The sequence below is a fragment of the Reyranella sp. genome (assembly GCF_965227665.1).
Classification (GTDB): domain Bacteria; phylum Pseudomonadota; class Alphaproteobacteria; order Reyranellales; family Reyranellaceae; genus Reyranella.
Map to the genome: position 1 here is coordinate 470,777 of NZ_OZ245767.1, position 14,922 is coordinate 485,698.

Below are 14,922 nucleotides of genomic sequence, written 5' to 3' on the forward strand. Positions count from 1 at the left end.
AACAATCGAAACGAGAGTCGCACCCCCAGCGATGCAGGGGTCGGAATGGCTTGGATATCGCCGCGCTGATCGAAAATTCTTGACGGAAGGCCACCACATGTTGCCATATGCCTGCAGGAACGCAGCATATGTTGTTGAGACCGCGTCAGATTCTGGCTCCCGTCATCTTCGCCACGGTATTCGGCTACTTCGGATACCACTTGGTGAACGGTGATCGTGGACTCTTGGCCATGGCGCATCTGCAGCGCGAAGTGCTGGTTGCGGAACAGAACCTTGCCGAAGCCGAGGCGACCCGGAAGATCTGGGAGCGTCGCGTCGCGGCGCTGCGCAACCAGAGCCTGGAGCCCGACATGCTCGACGAGCGGGCGCGCGTGCTCCTGAACTTCGCGCGCAAGGACGACATCATCGTCTTCATGCCGACGCGCTGACGGTGAGATGCCGCGACGATGACGCCTTGTTCAGCGTTCGCCTCGCGGTCATCTGAAAGAAACTGTCCGGTGCGATCCACCCTAGGCAAACAATCGCTCAATTGCTGCGGCGCACCCGCTGCGAGTCTGTTTTTTCCTGCTAGATCAAATACATCGCCCTGAGCGATGCTATAAGCCGAAGCGCGTTCAAGAGGGGACTGCCATGGCGAAGCCGGCCACGAAGCCGAAAGACGATCCTTCTCCCGCCAAGGCGAAGTCGCCTCCGAATTTGGGCGACAACAGCGTGAGTCCCGACGAACTCAAGGCGCACTACCGCGACATGCTGCTGATCCGCCGATTCGAGGAGCGGGCGGGCCAGCTCTACGGCATGGGCCTGATCGGCGGCTTCTGCCATCTCTACATCGGCCAGGAAGCGGTCGTGGTCGGGATGCAGGCCAACGTCCGCGACAAGGACGCCGTCATCACCTCGTACCGCGACCATGGCCACATGCTGGCCTGCGGCATGGACCCCAAGGGCGTGATGGCCGAACTTACCGGACGCAGCGGAGGCTATTCCAAGGGCAAGGGCGGCTCGATGCACATGTTCAGCCGCGAGAAGAGCTTCTACGGCGGCCACGGCATCGTCGGCGCCCAGGTGCCGATCGGCACCGGCCTCGCCTTCGCGCACAAGTACAACGGCAACCAGAACGTCTCGCTGACCTATTTCGGCGATGGCAGCGCCAACCAGGGCCAGGTCTACGAGGCCATGAACATGGCGGCGCTGTGGAAGCTGCCGGTGGTCTACATCATCGAGAACAACCGCTACGGCATGGGCACCTCCGTCGAGCGCGCCTCGGCTACGACCGAGCTCTATCGCCACGGCGAGGCGTTCGGCATTCCCGGCGAGCGGGTCGACGGCATGGACGTGCTGGCGGTGCGGGCGGCCGGCGAGAAGGCCATCGAGCATGCGCGCAGCGGGCAAGGGCCCTACATCCTCGAGATGCAGACCTATCGCTATCGCGGCCACTCGATGAGCGATCCGGCCAAGTACCGGACCAAGGAAGAGGTCGACAAGTTCCGCAACGAGCGCGACCCGATCGAGCACATCCGCAAGCGCCTGCTCGATGCCAAGATCGTCGACGAGGCCGCGCTCAAGGCGGTCGATACGGAGATCCGCAAGATCGTGAACGACGCCGCCGAATTCTCACAACAAAGTCCCGAGCCCGATCCGTCGGAGCTGTGGACCGACATCCTGGTCGAGGCCTGATCCCATGAGCACTCAGGTTCTGATGCCGGCCCTGTCTCCCACCATGACCGAGGGCAAGCTCGCCAAGTGGCACGTCAAGGTCGGCGATGAAGTGAAGTCCGGCCAGGTGATCTGCGAGATCGAGACCGACAAGGCGACGATGGAAGTCGAGGCCGTCGACGAAGGCACGGTCGCCAAGATCCTGGTCGAGGAAGGCACCGAGGGCGTCGCGGTCAATACGCCGATCTGCGTCCTGGCGGGCGAGGGCGAAGATGCGGGCACCGCTGCCGCCAGTGCCGCCGCTCCGCCGTCCGGGGGTCACGACGCCACGCCGCCGCACGGCGCCAATGCGGCCAAGGCCGACGTGCCGAATACCGAAGGCAAGCCCAAGGCCGAGATGGCCCCGCAGCCGGTGGCGGCTCCAGCCGCGGCGCCGGCGCCCGAGCCTGAATGGAAGGGCGGGACCCAGCACATGACCGTGCGCGAGGCGTTGCGCGAGGCCATGGCGGCCGAGATGCGCGCCGACGAGTCGGTCTTCCTGATGGGCGAGGAAGTCGCGCAGTACCAGGGTGCCTACAAGGTGAGCCAGGGCCTGCTCGACGAGTTCGGCGCCAAGCGCGTCATCGACACGCCGATCACCGAGCACGGCTTCGCCGGTCTCGGCGTCGGCGCCGCGTTCGGCGGGCTGAAGCCGATCGTCGAGTTCATGACCTTCAACTTCGCGATGCAGGCCATCGACCAGATCATCAACTCGGCCGCCAAGACGCACTACATGTCCGGCGGCCAGATGACCTGCCCGATCGTGTTCCGCGGCCCCAACGGCGCGGCCTCGCGTGTCGCAGCCCAGCATTCGCAATGCTACGCGAGCTGGTACGCCCACGTGCCGGGCCTGCGCGTGCTGGCGCCGTGGAGCGCCGCCGACGCCAAGGGCCTTCTGCGGGCCGCGATCCGCGACCCGAACCCGGTGATCTTCCTCGAGAACGAGATCCTCTACGGCCAGTCGTTCGACGTGCCGGAGGATCCCGACTTCGTGCTGCCGATCGGAAAGGCGAAGATCGAGCGCGCCGGCAAGGACGTCACCATCGTCGCCTTCTCGATCATGGTCGGCAAGGCGCTGCAGGCGGCCGAGGAACTGGCCAAGATCGGGATCGACGCCGAGGTGATCAACCTGCGCTCGCTGCGCCCGTTCGATACCGAGACCATCGTCGAGTCGGTGAAGAAGACCAACCGGCTGGTCTCCTGCGAGGAGGGCTGGCCGTTCGCCGGCATCGGTTCCGAACTCTCGGCGCTGATGATGGAGCACGCCTTCGATTACCTCGATGCGCCGGTGAAGCGCGTCGCCGGTCTCGACGTGCCGCTGCCCTATGCCGCGAACCTCGAGAAGATGGCGCTGCCGCAATCCTCTCACATCGTCGAGGCCGCGCGCGCGGTCTGCAATCGCTGAGACGGGAGAGCCGGCATGTCCATCAACATCCTGATGCCCGCGCTCTCGCCCACCATGACGGAGGGCAAGCTCGCCAAGTGGCACGTCAAGGTCGGTGACACGGTCAAGTCCGGCCAGGTCGTCTGCGAGATCGAGACCGACAAGGCCACGATGGAAGTCGAGGCCGTCGACGAGGGCAAGGTCGGCCAGATCCTCGTCGAGGAAGGCACCGAAGGCGTTGCCGTGAACGCCGTCATCGCCGTGCTGCTCGAAGAGGGTGAAAAGGAAGTCGCCAAGTCAGCTGCGCCCGCCGCGGAGAAGCCCGCGCCCAAGGCCGAGGAGAAGCCTGCGGACAAGCCCGCCGAGAAGCCGGCGGCTCCGGCAGCGGCGCCCGCACCGGCGGCCAAGCCGGCCGCGCCCGCCGCTTCGTCCGGCGGCACGCGCCTCTTCGCCTCGCCGCTGGCCCGGCGCATCGCGGCGGAGAAGGGCATCGACCTCGCCGGCCTCAAGGGCTCCGGCCCGAACGGCCGCATCGTCAAGGCCGACGTCGAGAATGCCAAGCCCGGTGCCGCGCCTGCGGCCGCTCAGGCTCCGAAGGCCGCGGCCAAGGCTCCGGCGCCGCCCGCCGGCGGTCAGCCGGTGTTCGTGGCGCCCGGCGACAGCCGCGTGCCGCACACCAGCATCCGCAAGGTGATCGCCCGGCGCATGCTCGAGTCCAAGCAGACCGTTCCGCACTTCTACCTGACGGTCGACTTCGAGATCGACGCGCTGCTGACCGCGCGCACCGCGATCAACGCGGTGGTCGAGAAGAAGGGCACCAAGGTCTCGGTAAACGACATGGTGATCAAGGCCTGCGCCAAGGCGCTGCGCGACCATCCGGAGTGCAACGCCTCGTGGACCGAGGACGAGATGATCCAGTACGGCGCCGTCGACATCTCCGTCGCCGTCGCCACCGATCGAGGCCTCATCACGCCGATCGTGCGCAATGCCGACATGAAGGGCCTGGCGCAGATCTCGATCGAGATGAAGGACCTCGCCAGCCGCGCCAAGAGCGGCAAGCTGAAGCTCGAGGAGTTCCAGGGCGGCGGCTTCACCATCTCGAACCTCGGCATGTTCGGCATCCGCGACTTCGGCGCCATCATCAACACGCCGCAGGCCATGATCCTGGCCGTCGGCGCGGGCGAGGAACGGGTGGTCGTCCGCAAGGGCGAGATGGTCATCCGCAACATCATGAGCTGCACGCTCGCCGTCGATCACCGCGTGGTGGACGGCGCGATGGGGGCGCAGTTCCTGCAGACGCTCAAGGCGTATATCGAGCAACCCGCCGCGATGCTGGCCTAGGAGCACGTCATGGCCGAAACCAGTTTCGATCTCATCGTCGTGGGCGGCGGGCCGGGCGGTTACGTCGCCGCGATCCGCGCCGCGCAGCTCGGGCTCAAGACCGCCGTGGTCGAGCGCGAGCATATGGGCGGCATCTGCCTCAACTGGGGCTGCATTCCGACCAAGGCGCTGCTGCGCACCTCGGAGGTCTACGGCCTCATCAAGCATGCCGAGGCCTATGGGCTTTCGGTCAAGGACGTGTCGTTCGATCCGAAGAAGATCGTCGAGCGCTCGCGCAAGGTCGCGAGCCAGCTCAGCAACGGCGTCTCGATGCTGATGAAGAAGAACAAGATCACGGTGTTCGACGGCACGGCGAAGCTCGCCGGCACCGACGGCGCCAAGCGCAAGGTCGCGGTCGCGCTGAAGGACAAGACCAACGTCACCCTGACGGCGAAGGACGTGATCCTGGCCACCGGCGCCCGCGCGCGCCAGCTTCCCGGCCTCGAGGCCGACGGCAAGCTGGTGTGGAGCTACAAGGAAGCGATGGTGCCGCCGGAATTCCCGAAGTCGCTGCTGGTCATCGGCTCGGGCGCGATCGGCATCGAGTTCGCGAGCTTCTACCGCACCATGGGCGCCGAGGTGACGGTGGCCGAGGTCATGGACCGCGTGCTGCCGGTGGAGGATGCCGAGGTCTCCGCCTTCGCCAAGAAGGCGTTCGAGAAGCAGGGCATGAAGATCCTGACCAGCGCCACCGTGTCGAACCTGAAGAAGGGCGCCAATAATGTCACCGCCACCATCACGGTCGGCGGCAAGGCGCAGGAGATCACGGTCGACCGCGTCATTAGCGCCGTCGGCATCGTGGGCAATGTCGAGAATATCGGCCTCGAAGGCACCAAGGTGAAGGTCGAGAAGACCCACATCGTGATCGACCAGTGGGGCTTCACCGGCGAGCCCAACGTCTATGCGATCGGCGACGTCGCCGGCCCGCCCTGGCTCGCCCACAAGGCGATGCACGAGGGCGTGCTGGTGGTCGAGAAGATCGCCGGCGTGAAGGGCGTGCACCCGATGAAGACCGAGAACATCCCGGGCTGCACCTACTGCCAGCCGCAGGTCGCGAGCATCGGCCTCACTGAAGCGGCGGCCAAGGCCAAGGGGCTGGAGCTCAAGGTCGGCAAATTCCCCTTCATCGGCAATGGCAAGGCGATTGCTCTTGGCGAGCCCGAGGGCTTCATCAAGACGATCTTCGACGCCAAGACCGGCGAGCTTCTCGGCGCCCACATGATCGGTGCCGAGGTCACCGAGCTGATCCAGGGCTACAGCATCGCCAAGACGCTGGAGACCACCGAGGCCGAACTGATGGCCACGGTGTTCCCGCATCCCACCCTGTCGGAGATGATGCACGAGTCGGTACTGGCGGCGTACGGCCGGACGCTCCATATCTAGACCATCATGGACGGAACCCTCGACAAGCTTTCCCTGAGCCGGGCGGAGCGCCACCCGGAAAAGGCCCATCGCCCCGATAACCCCATCCAGCGCAAGCCGGATTGGATCAGGGTGCGTGCGCCCAACTCGCCGGAATATGCCGAGACCAAGCGGCTGATGCGCGAGCTCAAGCTCACCACGGTGTGCGAGGAAGCGGCCTGCCCGAACATCGGCGAGTGCTGGAAGCAGAAGCACGCGACCTTCATGATCATGGGCGAGACCTGCACGCGGGCCTGCGCCTTCTGCAATGTGGCGACCGGCAAGCCCGGTGCGCTGAACCCGCACGAGCCGGCCAACATCGCCGAAGCGGTCGGCAAGCTCGGCCTCGGCCATGTCGTGGTCACGTCCGTCGACCGTGACGACCTCGCCGATGGCGGGGCAGGGCACTTCGCCGAGGTGATCACCGCGCTGCACAAGGCAGCGCCCAAGACCACGGTCGAGATCCTGACGCCCGACTTCATGCGCAAGCCGGGCGCCATCGAGACGGTGGTCGCGTCGAGGCCCGACGTTTTCAACCACAATCTCGAGACCGTGCCGCGCCTCTACCCGACCATTCGCCCGGGTGCGCGCTATTTCACCTCACTGCGTTTGTTGTCGCGCGTAAAAGAGATCGATCCCACGATGTTCACCAAGTCCGGTCTGATGGTCGGGCTGGGCGAGACGCGCGAGGAGATCCTGCAGGTCATGGACGACCTGCGCGCCGCCGATGTCGATTTCCTGACGATCGGCCAGTACCTGCAACCTACGCCCAAGCACGCCGCGCTCGACCGGTTCTGGACGCCGGCCGAATTCTCCGAACTGGCCCAGATGGCCCGCGCCAAGGGCTTCCTGATGGTCTCGGCCTCGCCGCTGACCCGGTCGAGCTATCATGCCGGCGACGATTTCGCGCGCCTCAAGGCCGCGCGTCAGGCGCAGCTCAAGGGCTGACGGTTCCTTGGCTACCCGTCATCAGGAACGGCGAGTCGTTCCGTTCCAGCCGCGGCAGTTGTTCGACCTGGTCGCCGACGTGCCGCGCTACCCTGAGTTCCTGCCCTGGTGTTTCGCCGGCCGCGTCCGCCGGCGCGAAGGTCCGAACGTGGAGATCGCCGAACTGGCGATCGGCTTCGGCCCGTTCCACGAGAAGTTCGTGTCGCGGGTTGAGCTCTTCCCCGACGATCCGGAAGGCATGCGCATCGTCACGACGGGGACCGAGGGCCCGTTCCGGCTGCTCAGGAGCCGCTGGCTCTTCAAGCCCCATGCCGAGGGCACGCAGATCGACTTCGAACTCGAATTCGATTTCCGCTCGATCCTGCTGCAGAAGACGGTGCAGCTCCTGTTCGCCGAAGCCGTCCGCCGCATGGTCTCGGCCTTCGAGGCGAGGGCGGCGCAACTCTACGGGAAGCCTCTCGTCGCCTCTTCCTGAGACTAGCGCTCCGCCAGCTTCGCCAGCATCGCGAGTGCGGTGATGACCGTGAGTCGGCGGATGGCGTCTCGGTCGCCGGGGAACACGTGGTGTTCGGTCACCGGCTCGAAGCCCGAGCGCGCGGCGCCGAAATGGACCAGGCCCACCGGCTTCTCGGCCGAGCCGCCGCCGGGACCGGCGACGCCGGTAACCGACACCGAGAGCTGCGCGCCCGAGCGGGCGAGGGCGCCCGTGGCCATCGCGCGCGCCACCGGCTCGCTCACCGCGCCATGGCTCACGATCGCGTCCCACGGCACGTCCAGCATCTCGCGCTTGGCTTCGTTCGAATAGGTGACGAAGCCGCGGTCCACGACATCCGACGAGCCGGCAATCGCGGTGAGAGCGGCGGCGATCAGGCCGCCGGTGCAGGACTCGGCGGTGACGACCTTGAAGCCGCGCTTGCGGCAGGCGAACAGGACGTGCTCCGCGGCTTCCCGCATCTCGTGATCGAACATGTGCCGCTCAGCTCCCTGGCAGTTCTACGGTCGCAATGGCCTGGGCCGCGATGCCTTCGCGCCGGCCGGTGAATCCCAGTCCCTCGGTCGTCGTCGCCTTCACGCTGACGCGCTGGGCGGCGATGCCCGCGATGGCGGCGATGCTGGTCACCATCGCCTCGCGATGTGGGCCGACCTTGGGGGCTTCGCAGACGATGGTGACATCGAGATGAACGATGCGGCCGCCGCGCGCCGTCACGAGATCGACGGCGTGGCGCAGGAACCGGTCGGAGGACGCGCCGCGCCATTGCGGATCGGAGGGCGGGAAGTGCTTGCCGATATCGCCGGCGGCGATCGTGCCCAGCACCGCGTCGGTCAGCGCATGCAGCGCCACGTCGGCATCGGAATGTCCAGCCAGCGTCTGGCCGTGGGGGATCGCGATGCCGCACAGCATCACGGCATTGCCCGGGCGAAGGCGTGAACGTCGAAGCCGAGGGCGGTGCGCGTTTCCATGGCAGGGCAGGCGAGGTCGGCCATTGTTGTGATCTTGCGGTTATCTTCGCTGCCCGGGACCATGACAAGCGTGAGCCCCGCGCGCTCCGCGACCGCGGCATCGTCGGTCAGCGCGGTCGTCTCGTTGGTGGCGAGCGAGGCCGCCGCACGATGAGCGGCGAGTAGCGGGGCGAAGCGGAAAACCTGGGGAGTCTGCGCGCGCCACAGGTCGCGTCGCGGCACGGTCTCGGCGATCGTCCCGCCGGCGCCAACGCGCTTCAGTGTGTCGGCGAGGGGAATACCGAGGATGGCGCCGTCGATTCCGTCCGCCGATGCGGCCGCGAGGCAGGCCTCAATGTCGGCCGGTCGAACGAAGGGGCGGGCCGCGTCGTGGATCGCGATGAATTCCGGCGCCGTAGCGGCCAGCGCTTCGAGGCCGTTCAGGACGGACTGCTGGCGGCTGCTGCCGCCCGGCACCGCCGGGGGCAGTCCCAAGCCCTGCGTCGCCGCCTCGTAGCGTGCGTCATCTTCCGCACCGATCACCACGAGGACCCGGTCGATCGCGGGCGTGTCGCGGAAGACGGAAATGGTCCGGCGCAGGACGGGTTCGCCGTCCAGAAGCGCATATTGCTTGGGCAGTGGGCCGCCGAAGCGGCTGCCGCGGCCGCCGGCGACAATGAGGGCTGTACAACGGGTCACAGCCCTCAATAACACTGGTGTCAGCGAATGCGCACTTGCGACCCTTGCGCGGTTTCGCGGCACAGGCTATTGCTCGCTCAATTATTGTGCACTGCACAAGATGCCTATAAACTGAACAAAGAATGCAAAACGCACACCGCCTCAAACCCGTCGACATCGGCCCCGTTCGCATCGAGGACCCCGTCATCCTGGCCCCGCTGTCGGGTGTCAGCGACATGCCCTTCCGCCAGATGGTGAAGCGGCGTGGCGCAGGGCTCGTCGTTTCGGAAATGATCGCGTCCGCCGCGATGGTCCGCGAGAACCGCAAGACGCTGATGATGGCCAAGACCACGCCGGAAGAGTTTCCGATGTCGGTCCAGCTCGCGGGCTGCGAGCCCGAGGTCATGGCCGAGGCCGCCAGGCTCAACGAGGATCGCGGTGCGGCGATCATCGACATCAACTTCGGCTGTCCGGTGAAGAAGGTCGTGAACGGCCATGCCGGTTCGTCGCTGATGCGCGACGAGGTCCATGCCGCGAAGATCCTCGAAGCGACGGTCAAGGCGGTGAAGCTGCCGGTCACGCTCAAGATGCGAACCGGCTGGGACTCGACCAACCGCAACGCCCCGAACCTCGCGCGCATCGCCGAGGCGTGCGGCATCCGAATGCTGACCGTGCACGGCCGCACGCGCTGCGACTTCTACGAAGGCCACGCCGACTGGGGCTTCATCCGCACCGTCAAGGAGGCCACCAACCTGCCGGTGATCGTGAATGGCGACATCAATACGCTGGACGACGTCGACCAGGCGCTGGAACAGTCGGGGGCCGACGGGATCATGATCGGCCGCGGCGCCTATGGCCGCCCGTGGTTCCTCAACCAGGCGATCCACTATCTGCGAACGGGCGAGCGCCTGCCCGATCCCTCGATCGCCGAACAGTACGCGGCGGTGCGCACGCATTTCGAGGCGATGCTCGAACATTATGGAATGGAGACCGGTGTGCGCATGGCCCGCAAGCATCTCGGCTGGTACTCCAAGGGGCTTCCAGCCTCGGCCGATTTCAGGGCGGCGCTCAACCGCGAGACCGACGCCGGCAAGGTGCGGAGCATGCTCGCTTCGTTCTTCCTGCCGGCCGTGGAGCGGCAGGCAGCCTGATGTCCCTGCGCCCTCTCAAACGGAACGGCATGAGCGATCAGTTTCCGACGGCTCTTCTGGATTCGCTCTCGGAAGCGATCATCGTCGTCGATGCAAACGGCCAGATGCACTACGCCAACCTCTCGGCAGAGCAGTTCTTCGGCGTCGGCCGGGCCCGCCTGGTCGGCCATCCGCTGAGCGAGTTCATTCCCGAGGACACGCCGCTCTTCTCGCTGCTGGAGCAGGTCCTGGTCACCGGCGGCGCGGTCGCTGAAAACGGCGTGACGCTCGCCTCGCCGCGCATCGGCACGCGCTTCTGCGCGCTCCGCCTCTCGCCGGTCGTCGACAGCGAAGGGCTGGTGGCGATCTCGCTGGTCGAGCAGACGATCGCCCGCAGCATCGACCGTCAGCTGTCGCACCGCAGCGCTGCCCGGTCGGTGAGCGCGCTGGCCGCGATGCTGGCGCACGAGGTCAAGAACCCGCTGTCCGGCATCCGCGGCGCCGCCCAGCTGCTCGAACAGTCCGTGCCGGATTCCGATCGCGAGCTCACTGAGCTGATCTGCGAGGAGACCGACCGTATCGTCGCGCTGGTCGACCGCATGGAGGCCTTCGCCGACGGCCGCCCGATCGAGCGCGGGCCGATCAACATCCATCAGGTCCTGAACCACGTGCGCCGCCTGTCGCAGAACGGCTTCGGCAAAGGGGTACGCTTCATCGAGACCTACGATCCGTCGCTGCCGGACGTGCATGGCGACCGCGACCAGCTCATCCAGGTGTTCCTGAACCTGGTGAAGAATGCCTGCGAGGTCCCGGGCGACGTCGATCGCGAGATCGAACTGTCGACGGCCTACCGTCATGGGCTGCGGCTTGCCGTGCCCGGACAGCAAACGAGGGTTAACCTGCCACTGGTCGTTTCCGTGCGCGACAACGGCCGCGGCGTGTCGGACGAGATCCGCAGTCACCTGTTCGACGCGTTCGTGACCAACAAGCCCACCGGAACCGGCCTGGGTCTTGCTTTGGTCGCCAAGATCATCAACGACCATGGCGGCGCGATCGAGTTCGATAGCGAGCCTGGCCGCACATCATTCAGGGTCATGTTGCCGCTCCAGTTCCCGCAGGCCTCGCCATGAGCGAAGGCACCACCATCCTCGTCGCCGACGACGATCGCGCCATTCGCACTGTCCTGCATCAGGCCCTCGGCCGGCAGGGTCACACGGTCCGCAGCACCGGGACCGCCTCGACGCTCTGGCAATGGATCCAGGAAGGCGAGGGGCAGCTCGTCATCACCGACGTGGTGATGCCCGACGAGAACGGTCTCGACCTGGTGCCGCGCATCCGCAAGCTGCGGCCGGACCTGCGCATCATCGTCATGAGCGCGCAGTCGACCCTGCTCACGGCGGTGCGGGCGACCGAGCGCGGCGCGTTCGAGTACCTGCCCAAGCCGTTCGACCTCAACGAGCTGATCTCGGTTGTGAACCGGGCGCTGTCGGCGCCGGCCGCGTCCATGCCGCGCTCGGTCCAGCCGCGGGAAGAGGGCGAGCGCCTGCCCCTGATCGGCCGGTCGCCGGCGATGCAGGAGATCTACCGCGCGCTGGCCCGCCTGATGGCGACAGACCTGACTGTGATGGTTACCGGCGAATCGGGCGCGGGCAAGGAACTGGTGGCGCGCGCGCTGCACGATTACGGCAAGCGCCGGAAGGGTCCGTTCATCGCCCTCAACATGGCGGCGATCCCCCGCGAGCTGATCGAGAGCGAATTGTTCGGCCACGAGCGCGGCGCCTTCACCGGCGCGGTCCAGCGCTCGGCCGGCAAGTTCGAGCAGGCGGCGGGCGGTACGCTGTTCCTCGACGAAATCGGCGACATGCCGCCCGAGGCCCAGACCCGCCTGCTGCGCGTGCTGCAGGAAGGCGAGTACATGACGGTCGGCGGCCGCACGCCGATCAAGGCAAACGTGCGCATCGTGGCGGCGACCCATCGCGACCTGCGCCGGCTGATCCAGCAGGGCCTGTTCCGTGAGGATCTGTTCTATCGCCTGAACGTGGTTCCGATCCGGCTGCCGCCGCTGCGCGAGCGGCTCGACGACATTCCCGAGCTCGCCAACCACTATCTGCAGGCCGCGACCGCCGACGGACTGCCCACCAAGGTCCTGTCGCCCGAGGCGATGGCGCGGCTGAAGCAGCATCGCTGGCCGGGCAACGTGCGCGAGCTCGTCAATCTCGTGCGCCGCCTGTCCGCGCTCTACTCCGAGGAAATCATCGGCGTGGAGACGATCGAGGCCGAGCTTGCCGACGCCGTTTCGGCGATGGAGCCGGCGTCGGACTCGTCGGAAACGGCCGAGGACGTCTCGCTGGCCGACGCGGTGGACCGTCACCTCCAGGCAATGTTCAACGCGCATGGTGACCGGCTGCCGCCGGACGGCATGTACGATCGTGTCATCTCGGAGGTGGAGCGGCCCTTGCTCGCGCTGGCGCTGGGGGCTACGCGAGGGAATCAGTTGCGTGCAGCCCGTCTCCTGGGGCTCAATCGCAACACGTTGCGCAAGAAGATAAAGGACCTCGACGTCCCCGTGGTTCGCACGCCGCAGGTTCGCCGAGGCGGGTGATTTTGTGACAGCTGCGCTGGGCGTCTCACGCTTGGGCGACAAGATGAGCGCGGTGCTCCGCAGCCTGAGCGGCCGGGTCGCCGCCGTCTCGTTGGCCATCCTCGCCATGGCTGCCGGCGGCGCAACCTATGCGTGGCTTGCAGGCTTCGTGCCGGAATCGTTCGGCACGCGCGGCTGGATGACGGGCCTGCTGGTGGCGGACCTGGTCATTGCCATCGCGCTGGTCTCGGTGGTCGCCGTCCGCCTGACCCAACTCTGGCTCGACCGCCGCCGCGGCGCCGCGGGCTCGCGCCTGCACATGAGGCTGGTGCTGGTCTGCAGCATCTTCACCATCACGCCGACCGTCATCGTCACCATCATCCTGTCGATGCTGGTGATCAGCTTCACCGACTTCGTCGTGAAGCCCTCGCAGGCTTCCTACGAGGCGGCGCGCGCCATCGGTGAGCCCGTGCGGCGCGCCCGCGAGCAGGAAATCCTGAACGACATCGAGGCGATCTCCGCCCCGCTGCAGGCCGAGGGGCTGGACGCAGTACGCGATCCGGCCGCGACCAAGGCGATGCTGGAGCGGCTGATCGAGGGGCGGCCGATCATCGAGGCCACGGTGCTCGATGCCGACAAGGGCGTGATCGCCCAGGCCAAGGCGCCGGATGCGAAGGGCATGGCCAATCCCGTGCCGCCCGCCCAGTTCCTCTGGCAGGCGGTGAATCAGGCGCGACCGGTCCAGATCGAATCGCCGACCGGCGCCTACTTCGTGATGCAGCTGTTCGTCGGCGAGCCGCTGTTCCTCGCGACCGGCCATGCCGTCGACCTGCGGGTGGTCGACTACATCAAGAGCATCGAGTTCGCCGGCTCCTTCTATTCGCAGATCGAATCGGCGCTGCGGCGCAGCCAGCTGATCATCTTCGTGGTCTGCGGCGCCATCGCCTTCCTGATGCTGCTGGCGGCGGTCTGGCTCGCCATCCTGTTCGCGACCCGCCTCACCGAGCCGATCGGCGGGCTGATGCAGGCGGCCGAGCGTGTCCGGGGCGGCGATCTCAGCGCCCGGGTCGAGGAGGGCCCGCCGAACGACGAGCTGGGCCAACTCGCGCGCTCCTTCAACCGCATGGCCAGCCAGATCGAGCAGCAGCGCGGCGAGTTGGTCCACGCCAATACCGAGCTCGACACCAGGCGCCGGCTCACCGACGCGGTCCTCGCGGGCGTTTCCGCCGGCGTGCTGAGCGTCGACGGCGAAGGCATGGTCATGCGCTCCAACCGCTCGGCTCTCGACCTGCTGGCCCTGCCGGAGGACGGCGTGCTGGGACGGCCGCTGATCGCGGTGCTGCCCGAACTGGCTCCTCTGGTCGCCCAGGCGGCCGAGCGCCCGGACCGGATGACCCAGGGCCAGGTCGAGATCCTGCAGCGCGGCGCCCGGCAGATCCTGCTGGTCCGCATCAGCGCCGCCAGCGGCGCCGGCTACGTCGTCACCTTCGACGACGTCACCGACCTGATGTCGGCGCAGCGCATGGCGGCGTGGGGTGACGTCGCCCGCCGCATCGCGCACGAGATCAAGAACCCGCTGACGCCGATCCAGCTCTCGGCCGAGCGGCTGAAGCGCCGCTACCTGAAGCAGATCAAGGATGATCCCGACACCTTCTCGATGTGCACCGACACGATCATCCGTCAAGTCGGCGACATCGGCCGCATGGTCGACGAATTCTCTTCCTTCGCCCGCATGCCGCGCCCGACCGTGAAGGAGGAGGATGCGAAGGAGTTGTGCCAGCAGGCCCTGTTCCTGCAACGCAACGGCAATCCCGGCATCCGATACACGGTAAACCTTCCCGGCCATCCGGTGCCGCTGAACTGTGATCGCCGCCAGGTCTCGCAGGTGCTGACCAACATTCTCAAGAACTCGGCCGAGGCGATCGAGGGCAGGGACGAGAAGCCGGACACGCCTTTGCCACAGGGCGAGATCAGCCTGTCGCTGATCGACGACGAGGCCGGCCTGCGCATCGTCGTCGAGGACAATGGCCGCGGATTGCCGAAGGAGGGCCGCGAACGCCTTACGGAACCCTACATGACCACCCGCGCCAAGGGCACCGGCCTCGGTCTCGCGATCGTGAAGAAGATCATGGAGGACCATGGCGGGTTCCTGTCGCTGCAGGATCGCGAGGGTGGCGGCGCCCGCATCAGTCTGGTATTCCGGCGAGACGCGAAGGAAATCGCGTCGGCTCGACCGCACGTGACAGCCGCACAATGACCCGCCGTTCCATGCGGGCTGCTTGAAGTGA

General features: G+C 66.9%; 14 protein-coding genes. 11 read left to right on the plus strand and 3 right to left on the minus strand.

The genetic code is table 11. From position 1 onward, the window contains the following. Positions 1-128: 128 nt before the first annotated feature. The 7 genes from ACO07I_RS02305 to ACO07I_RS02335 all read left to right on the plus strand — a co-directional run bounded on the left by ACO07I_RS02305 (position 129) and on the right by ACO07I_RS02335 (position 7,280). Complete coding sequence (locus ACO07I_RS02305) at positions 129-428, plus strand: FtsB family cell division protein (protein WP_422013903.1); 300 nt, start codon at positions 129-131, stop codon at positions 426-428. 202 nt (positions 429-630) lie between these two features. Continuing rightward, positions 631-1,674, plus strand: coding sequence for a pyruvate dehydrogenase (acetyl-transferring) E1 component subunit alpha (pdhA, locus tag ACO07I_RS02310; protein WP_422013905.1), 1,044 nt, complete (start codon positions 631-633; stop codon positions 1,672-1,674). Between the two features lie 4 nt (positions 1,675-1,678). Further along, positions 1,679-3,097: a pyruvate dehydrogenase complex E1 component subunit beta gene (locus tag ACO07I_RS02315; RefSeq protein ID WP_422013907.1), complete on the plus strand. Its 1,419-nt coding sequence runs from the start codon at positions 1,679-1,681 to the stop codon at positions 3,095-3,097. A gap of 15 nt (positions 3,098-3,112) precedes the next feature. Beyond that, positions 3,113-4,417, plus strand: a complete 1,305-nt coding sequence (locus tag ACO07I_RS02320) for a pyruvate dehydrogenase complex dihydrolipoamide acetyltransferase (protein WP_422013909.1) — start codon at positions 3,113-3,115, stop codon at positions 4,415-4,417. A 9-nt stretch (positions 4,418-4,426) separates the two neighbouring features. Then, positions 4,427-5,839 carry a dihydrolipoyl dehydrogenase gene (gene lpdA, locus ACO07I_RS02325; RefSeq protein ID WP_422013911.1) on the plus strand — a complete coding sequence of 471 codons (1,413 nt, stop codon included), beginning with the start codon at positions 4,427-4,429 and terminating at the stop codon, positions 5,837-5,839. Between the two features lie 6 nt (positions 5,840-5,845). Beyond that, positions 5,846-6,805 carry a lipoyl synthase gene (gene lipA, locus ACO07I_RS02330; RefSeq protein WP_422013913.1) on the plus strand — a complete coding sequence of 320 codons (960 nt, stop codon included), beginning with the start codon at positions 5,846-5,848 and terminating at the stop codon, positions 6,803-6,805. A gap of 7 nt (positions 6,806-6,812) precedes the next feature. Further along, positions 6,813-7,280, plus strand: a complete 468-nt coding sequence (locus ACO07I_RS02335; protein WP_422013915.1) for a type II toxin-antitoxin system RatA family toxin — start codon at positions 6,813-6,815, stop codon at positions 7,278-7,280. Positions 7,281-7,282: 2 nt separating this feature from the next. Here ACO07I_RS02335 and ACO07I_RS02340 read toward each other — a convergent pair whose 3' ends face one another. From ACO07I_RS02340 to ispD, 3 genes are read right to left on the minus strand one after another with little or no spacing between them, the layout of a single operon-like run. After that, positions 7,283-7,774, minus strand: coding sequence for a CinA family protein (locus tag ACO07I_RS02340; protein ID WP_422013917.1), 492 nt, complete (start codon positions 7,772-7,774; stop codon positions 7,283-7,285). A gap of 7 nt (positions 7,775-7,781) precedes the next feature. Next, entirely contained in the window at positions 7,782-8,207 is a 426-nt protein-coding gene (gene ispF, locus ACO07I_RS02345) for a 2-C-methyl-D-erythritol 2,4-cyclodiphosphate synthase (protein ID WP_422013919.1), read from the minus strand. Beyond that, positions 8,207-8,944 (minus strand): 2-C-methyl-D-erythritol 4-phosphate cytidylyltransferase, encoded by a 738-nt coding sequence (gene ispD / locus ACO07I_RS02350; RefSeq protein WP_422013921.1) that lies wholly within the window; start codon positions 8,942-8,944, stop codon positions 8,207-8,209. Before ispD ends, ispF begins: the two co-directional genes overlap by 1 nt. A 122-nt stretch (positions 8,945-9,066) precedes the next feature. Here ispD and dusB point away from each other — a divergent pair, with 122 nt between their 5' ends. Genes dusB through ACO07I_RS02370 form a run of 4 tightly spaced genes read left to right on the plus strand, consistent with a single transcriptional unit; the run spans position 9,067 to position 14,891 of the window. Beyond that, positions 9,067-10,074, plus strand: coding sequence for a tRNA dihydrouridine synthase DusB (gene dusB, locus ACO07I_RS02355; protein ID WP_422013923.1), 1,008 nt, complete (start codon positions 9,067-9,069; stop codon positions 10,072-10,074). A 29-nt stretch (positions 10,075-10,103) separates the two neighbouring features. Next, positions 10,104-11,183: a two-component system sensor histidine kinase NtrB gene (locus ACO07I_RS02360; RefSeq protein WP_422013925.1), complete on the plus strand. Its 1,080-nt coding sequence runs from the start codon at positions 10,104-10,106 to the stop codon at positions 11,181-11,183. Then, on the plus strand, positions 11,180-12,655 hold the full coding sequence (gene ntrC / locus ACO07I_RS02365) for a nitrogen regulation protein NR(I) (RefSeq protein ID WP_422013927.1): 1,476 nt from the start codon (positions 11,180-11,182) through the stop codon (positions 12,653-12,655). Before ACO07I_RS02360 ends, ntrC begins: the two co-directional genes overlap by 4 nt. Before the next feature lie 43 nt (positions 12,656-12,698). Next, complete coding sequence (locus ACO07I_RS02370) at positions 12,699-14,891, plus strand: ATP-binding protein (protein WP_422013929.1); 2,193 nt, start codon at positions 12,699-12,701, stop codon at positions 14,889-14,891. Positions 14,892-14,922: the final 31 nt, after the last annotated feature.

Bases quoted from the DNA above. Each gene is read 5' to 3' on its own strand.
- ACO07I_RS02305 (WP_422013903.1), top strand. From the start codon at position 129: ATGTTGTTGAGACCGCGTCAGATTCTGGCTCCCGTCATCTTCGCCACG.
- pdhA (WP_422013905.1), top strand. From the start codon at position 631: ATGGCGAAGCCGGCCACGAAGCCGAAAGACGATCCTTCTCCCGCCAAG.
- ACO07I_RS02315 (WP_422013907.1), top strand. From the start codon at position 1,679: ATGAGCACTCAGGTTCTGATGCCGGCCCTGTCTCCCACCATGACCGAG.
- ACO07I_RS02320 (WP_422013909.1), top strand. From the start codon at position 3,113: ATGTCCATCAACATCCTGATGCCCGCGCTCTCGCCCACCATGACGGAG.
- lpdA (WP_422013911.1), top strand. From the start codon at position 4,427: ATGGCCGAAACCAGTTTCGATCTCATCGTCGTGGGCGGCGGGCCGGGC.
- lipA (WP_422013913.1), top strand. From the start codon at position 5,846: ATGGACGGAACCCTCGACAAGCTTTCCCTGAGCCGGGCGGAGCGCCAC.
- ACO07I_RS02340 (WP_422013917.1), bottom strand. From the start codon at position 7,774: ATGTTCGATCACGAGATGCGGGAAGCCGCGGAGCACGTCCTGTTCGCC.
- ispF (WP_422013919.1), bottom strand. From the start codon at position 8,207: ATGCTGTGCGGCATCGCGATCCCCCACGGCCAGACGCTGGCTGGACAT.
- dusB (WP_422013923.1), top strand. From the start codon at position 9,067: ATGCAAAACGCACACCGCCTCAAACCCGTCGACATCGGCCCCGTTCGC.
- ACO07I_RS02360 (WP_422013925.1), top strand. From the start codon at position 10,104: ATGAGCGATCAGTTTCCGACGGCTCTTCTGGATTCGCTCTCGGAAGCG.
- ntrC (WP_422013927.1), top strand. From the start codon at position 11,180: ATGAGCGAAGGCACCACCATCCTCGTCGCCGACGACGATCGCGCCATT.
- ACO07I_RS02370 (WP_422013929.1), top strand. From the start codon at position 12,699: ATGAGCGCGGTGCTCCGCAGCCTGAGCGGCCGGGTCGCCGCCGTCTCG.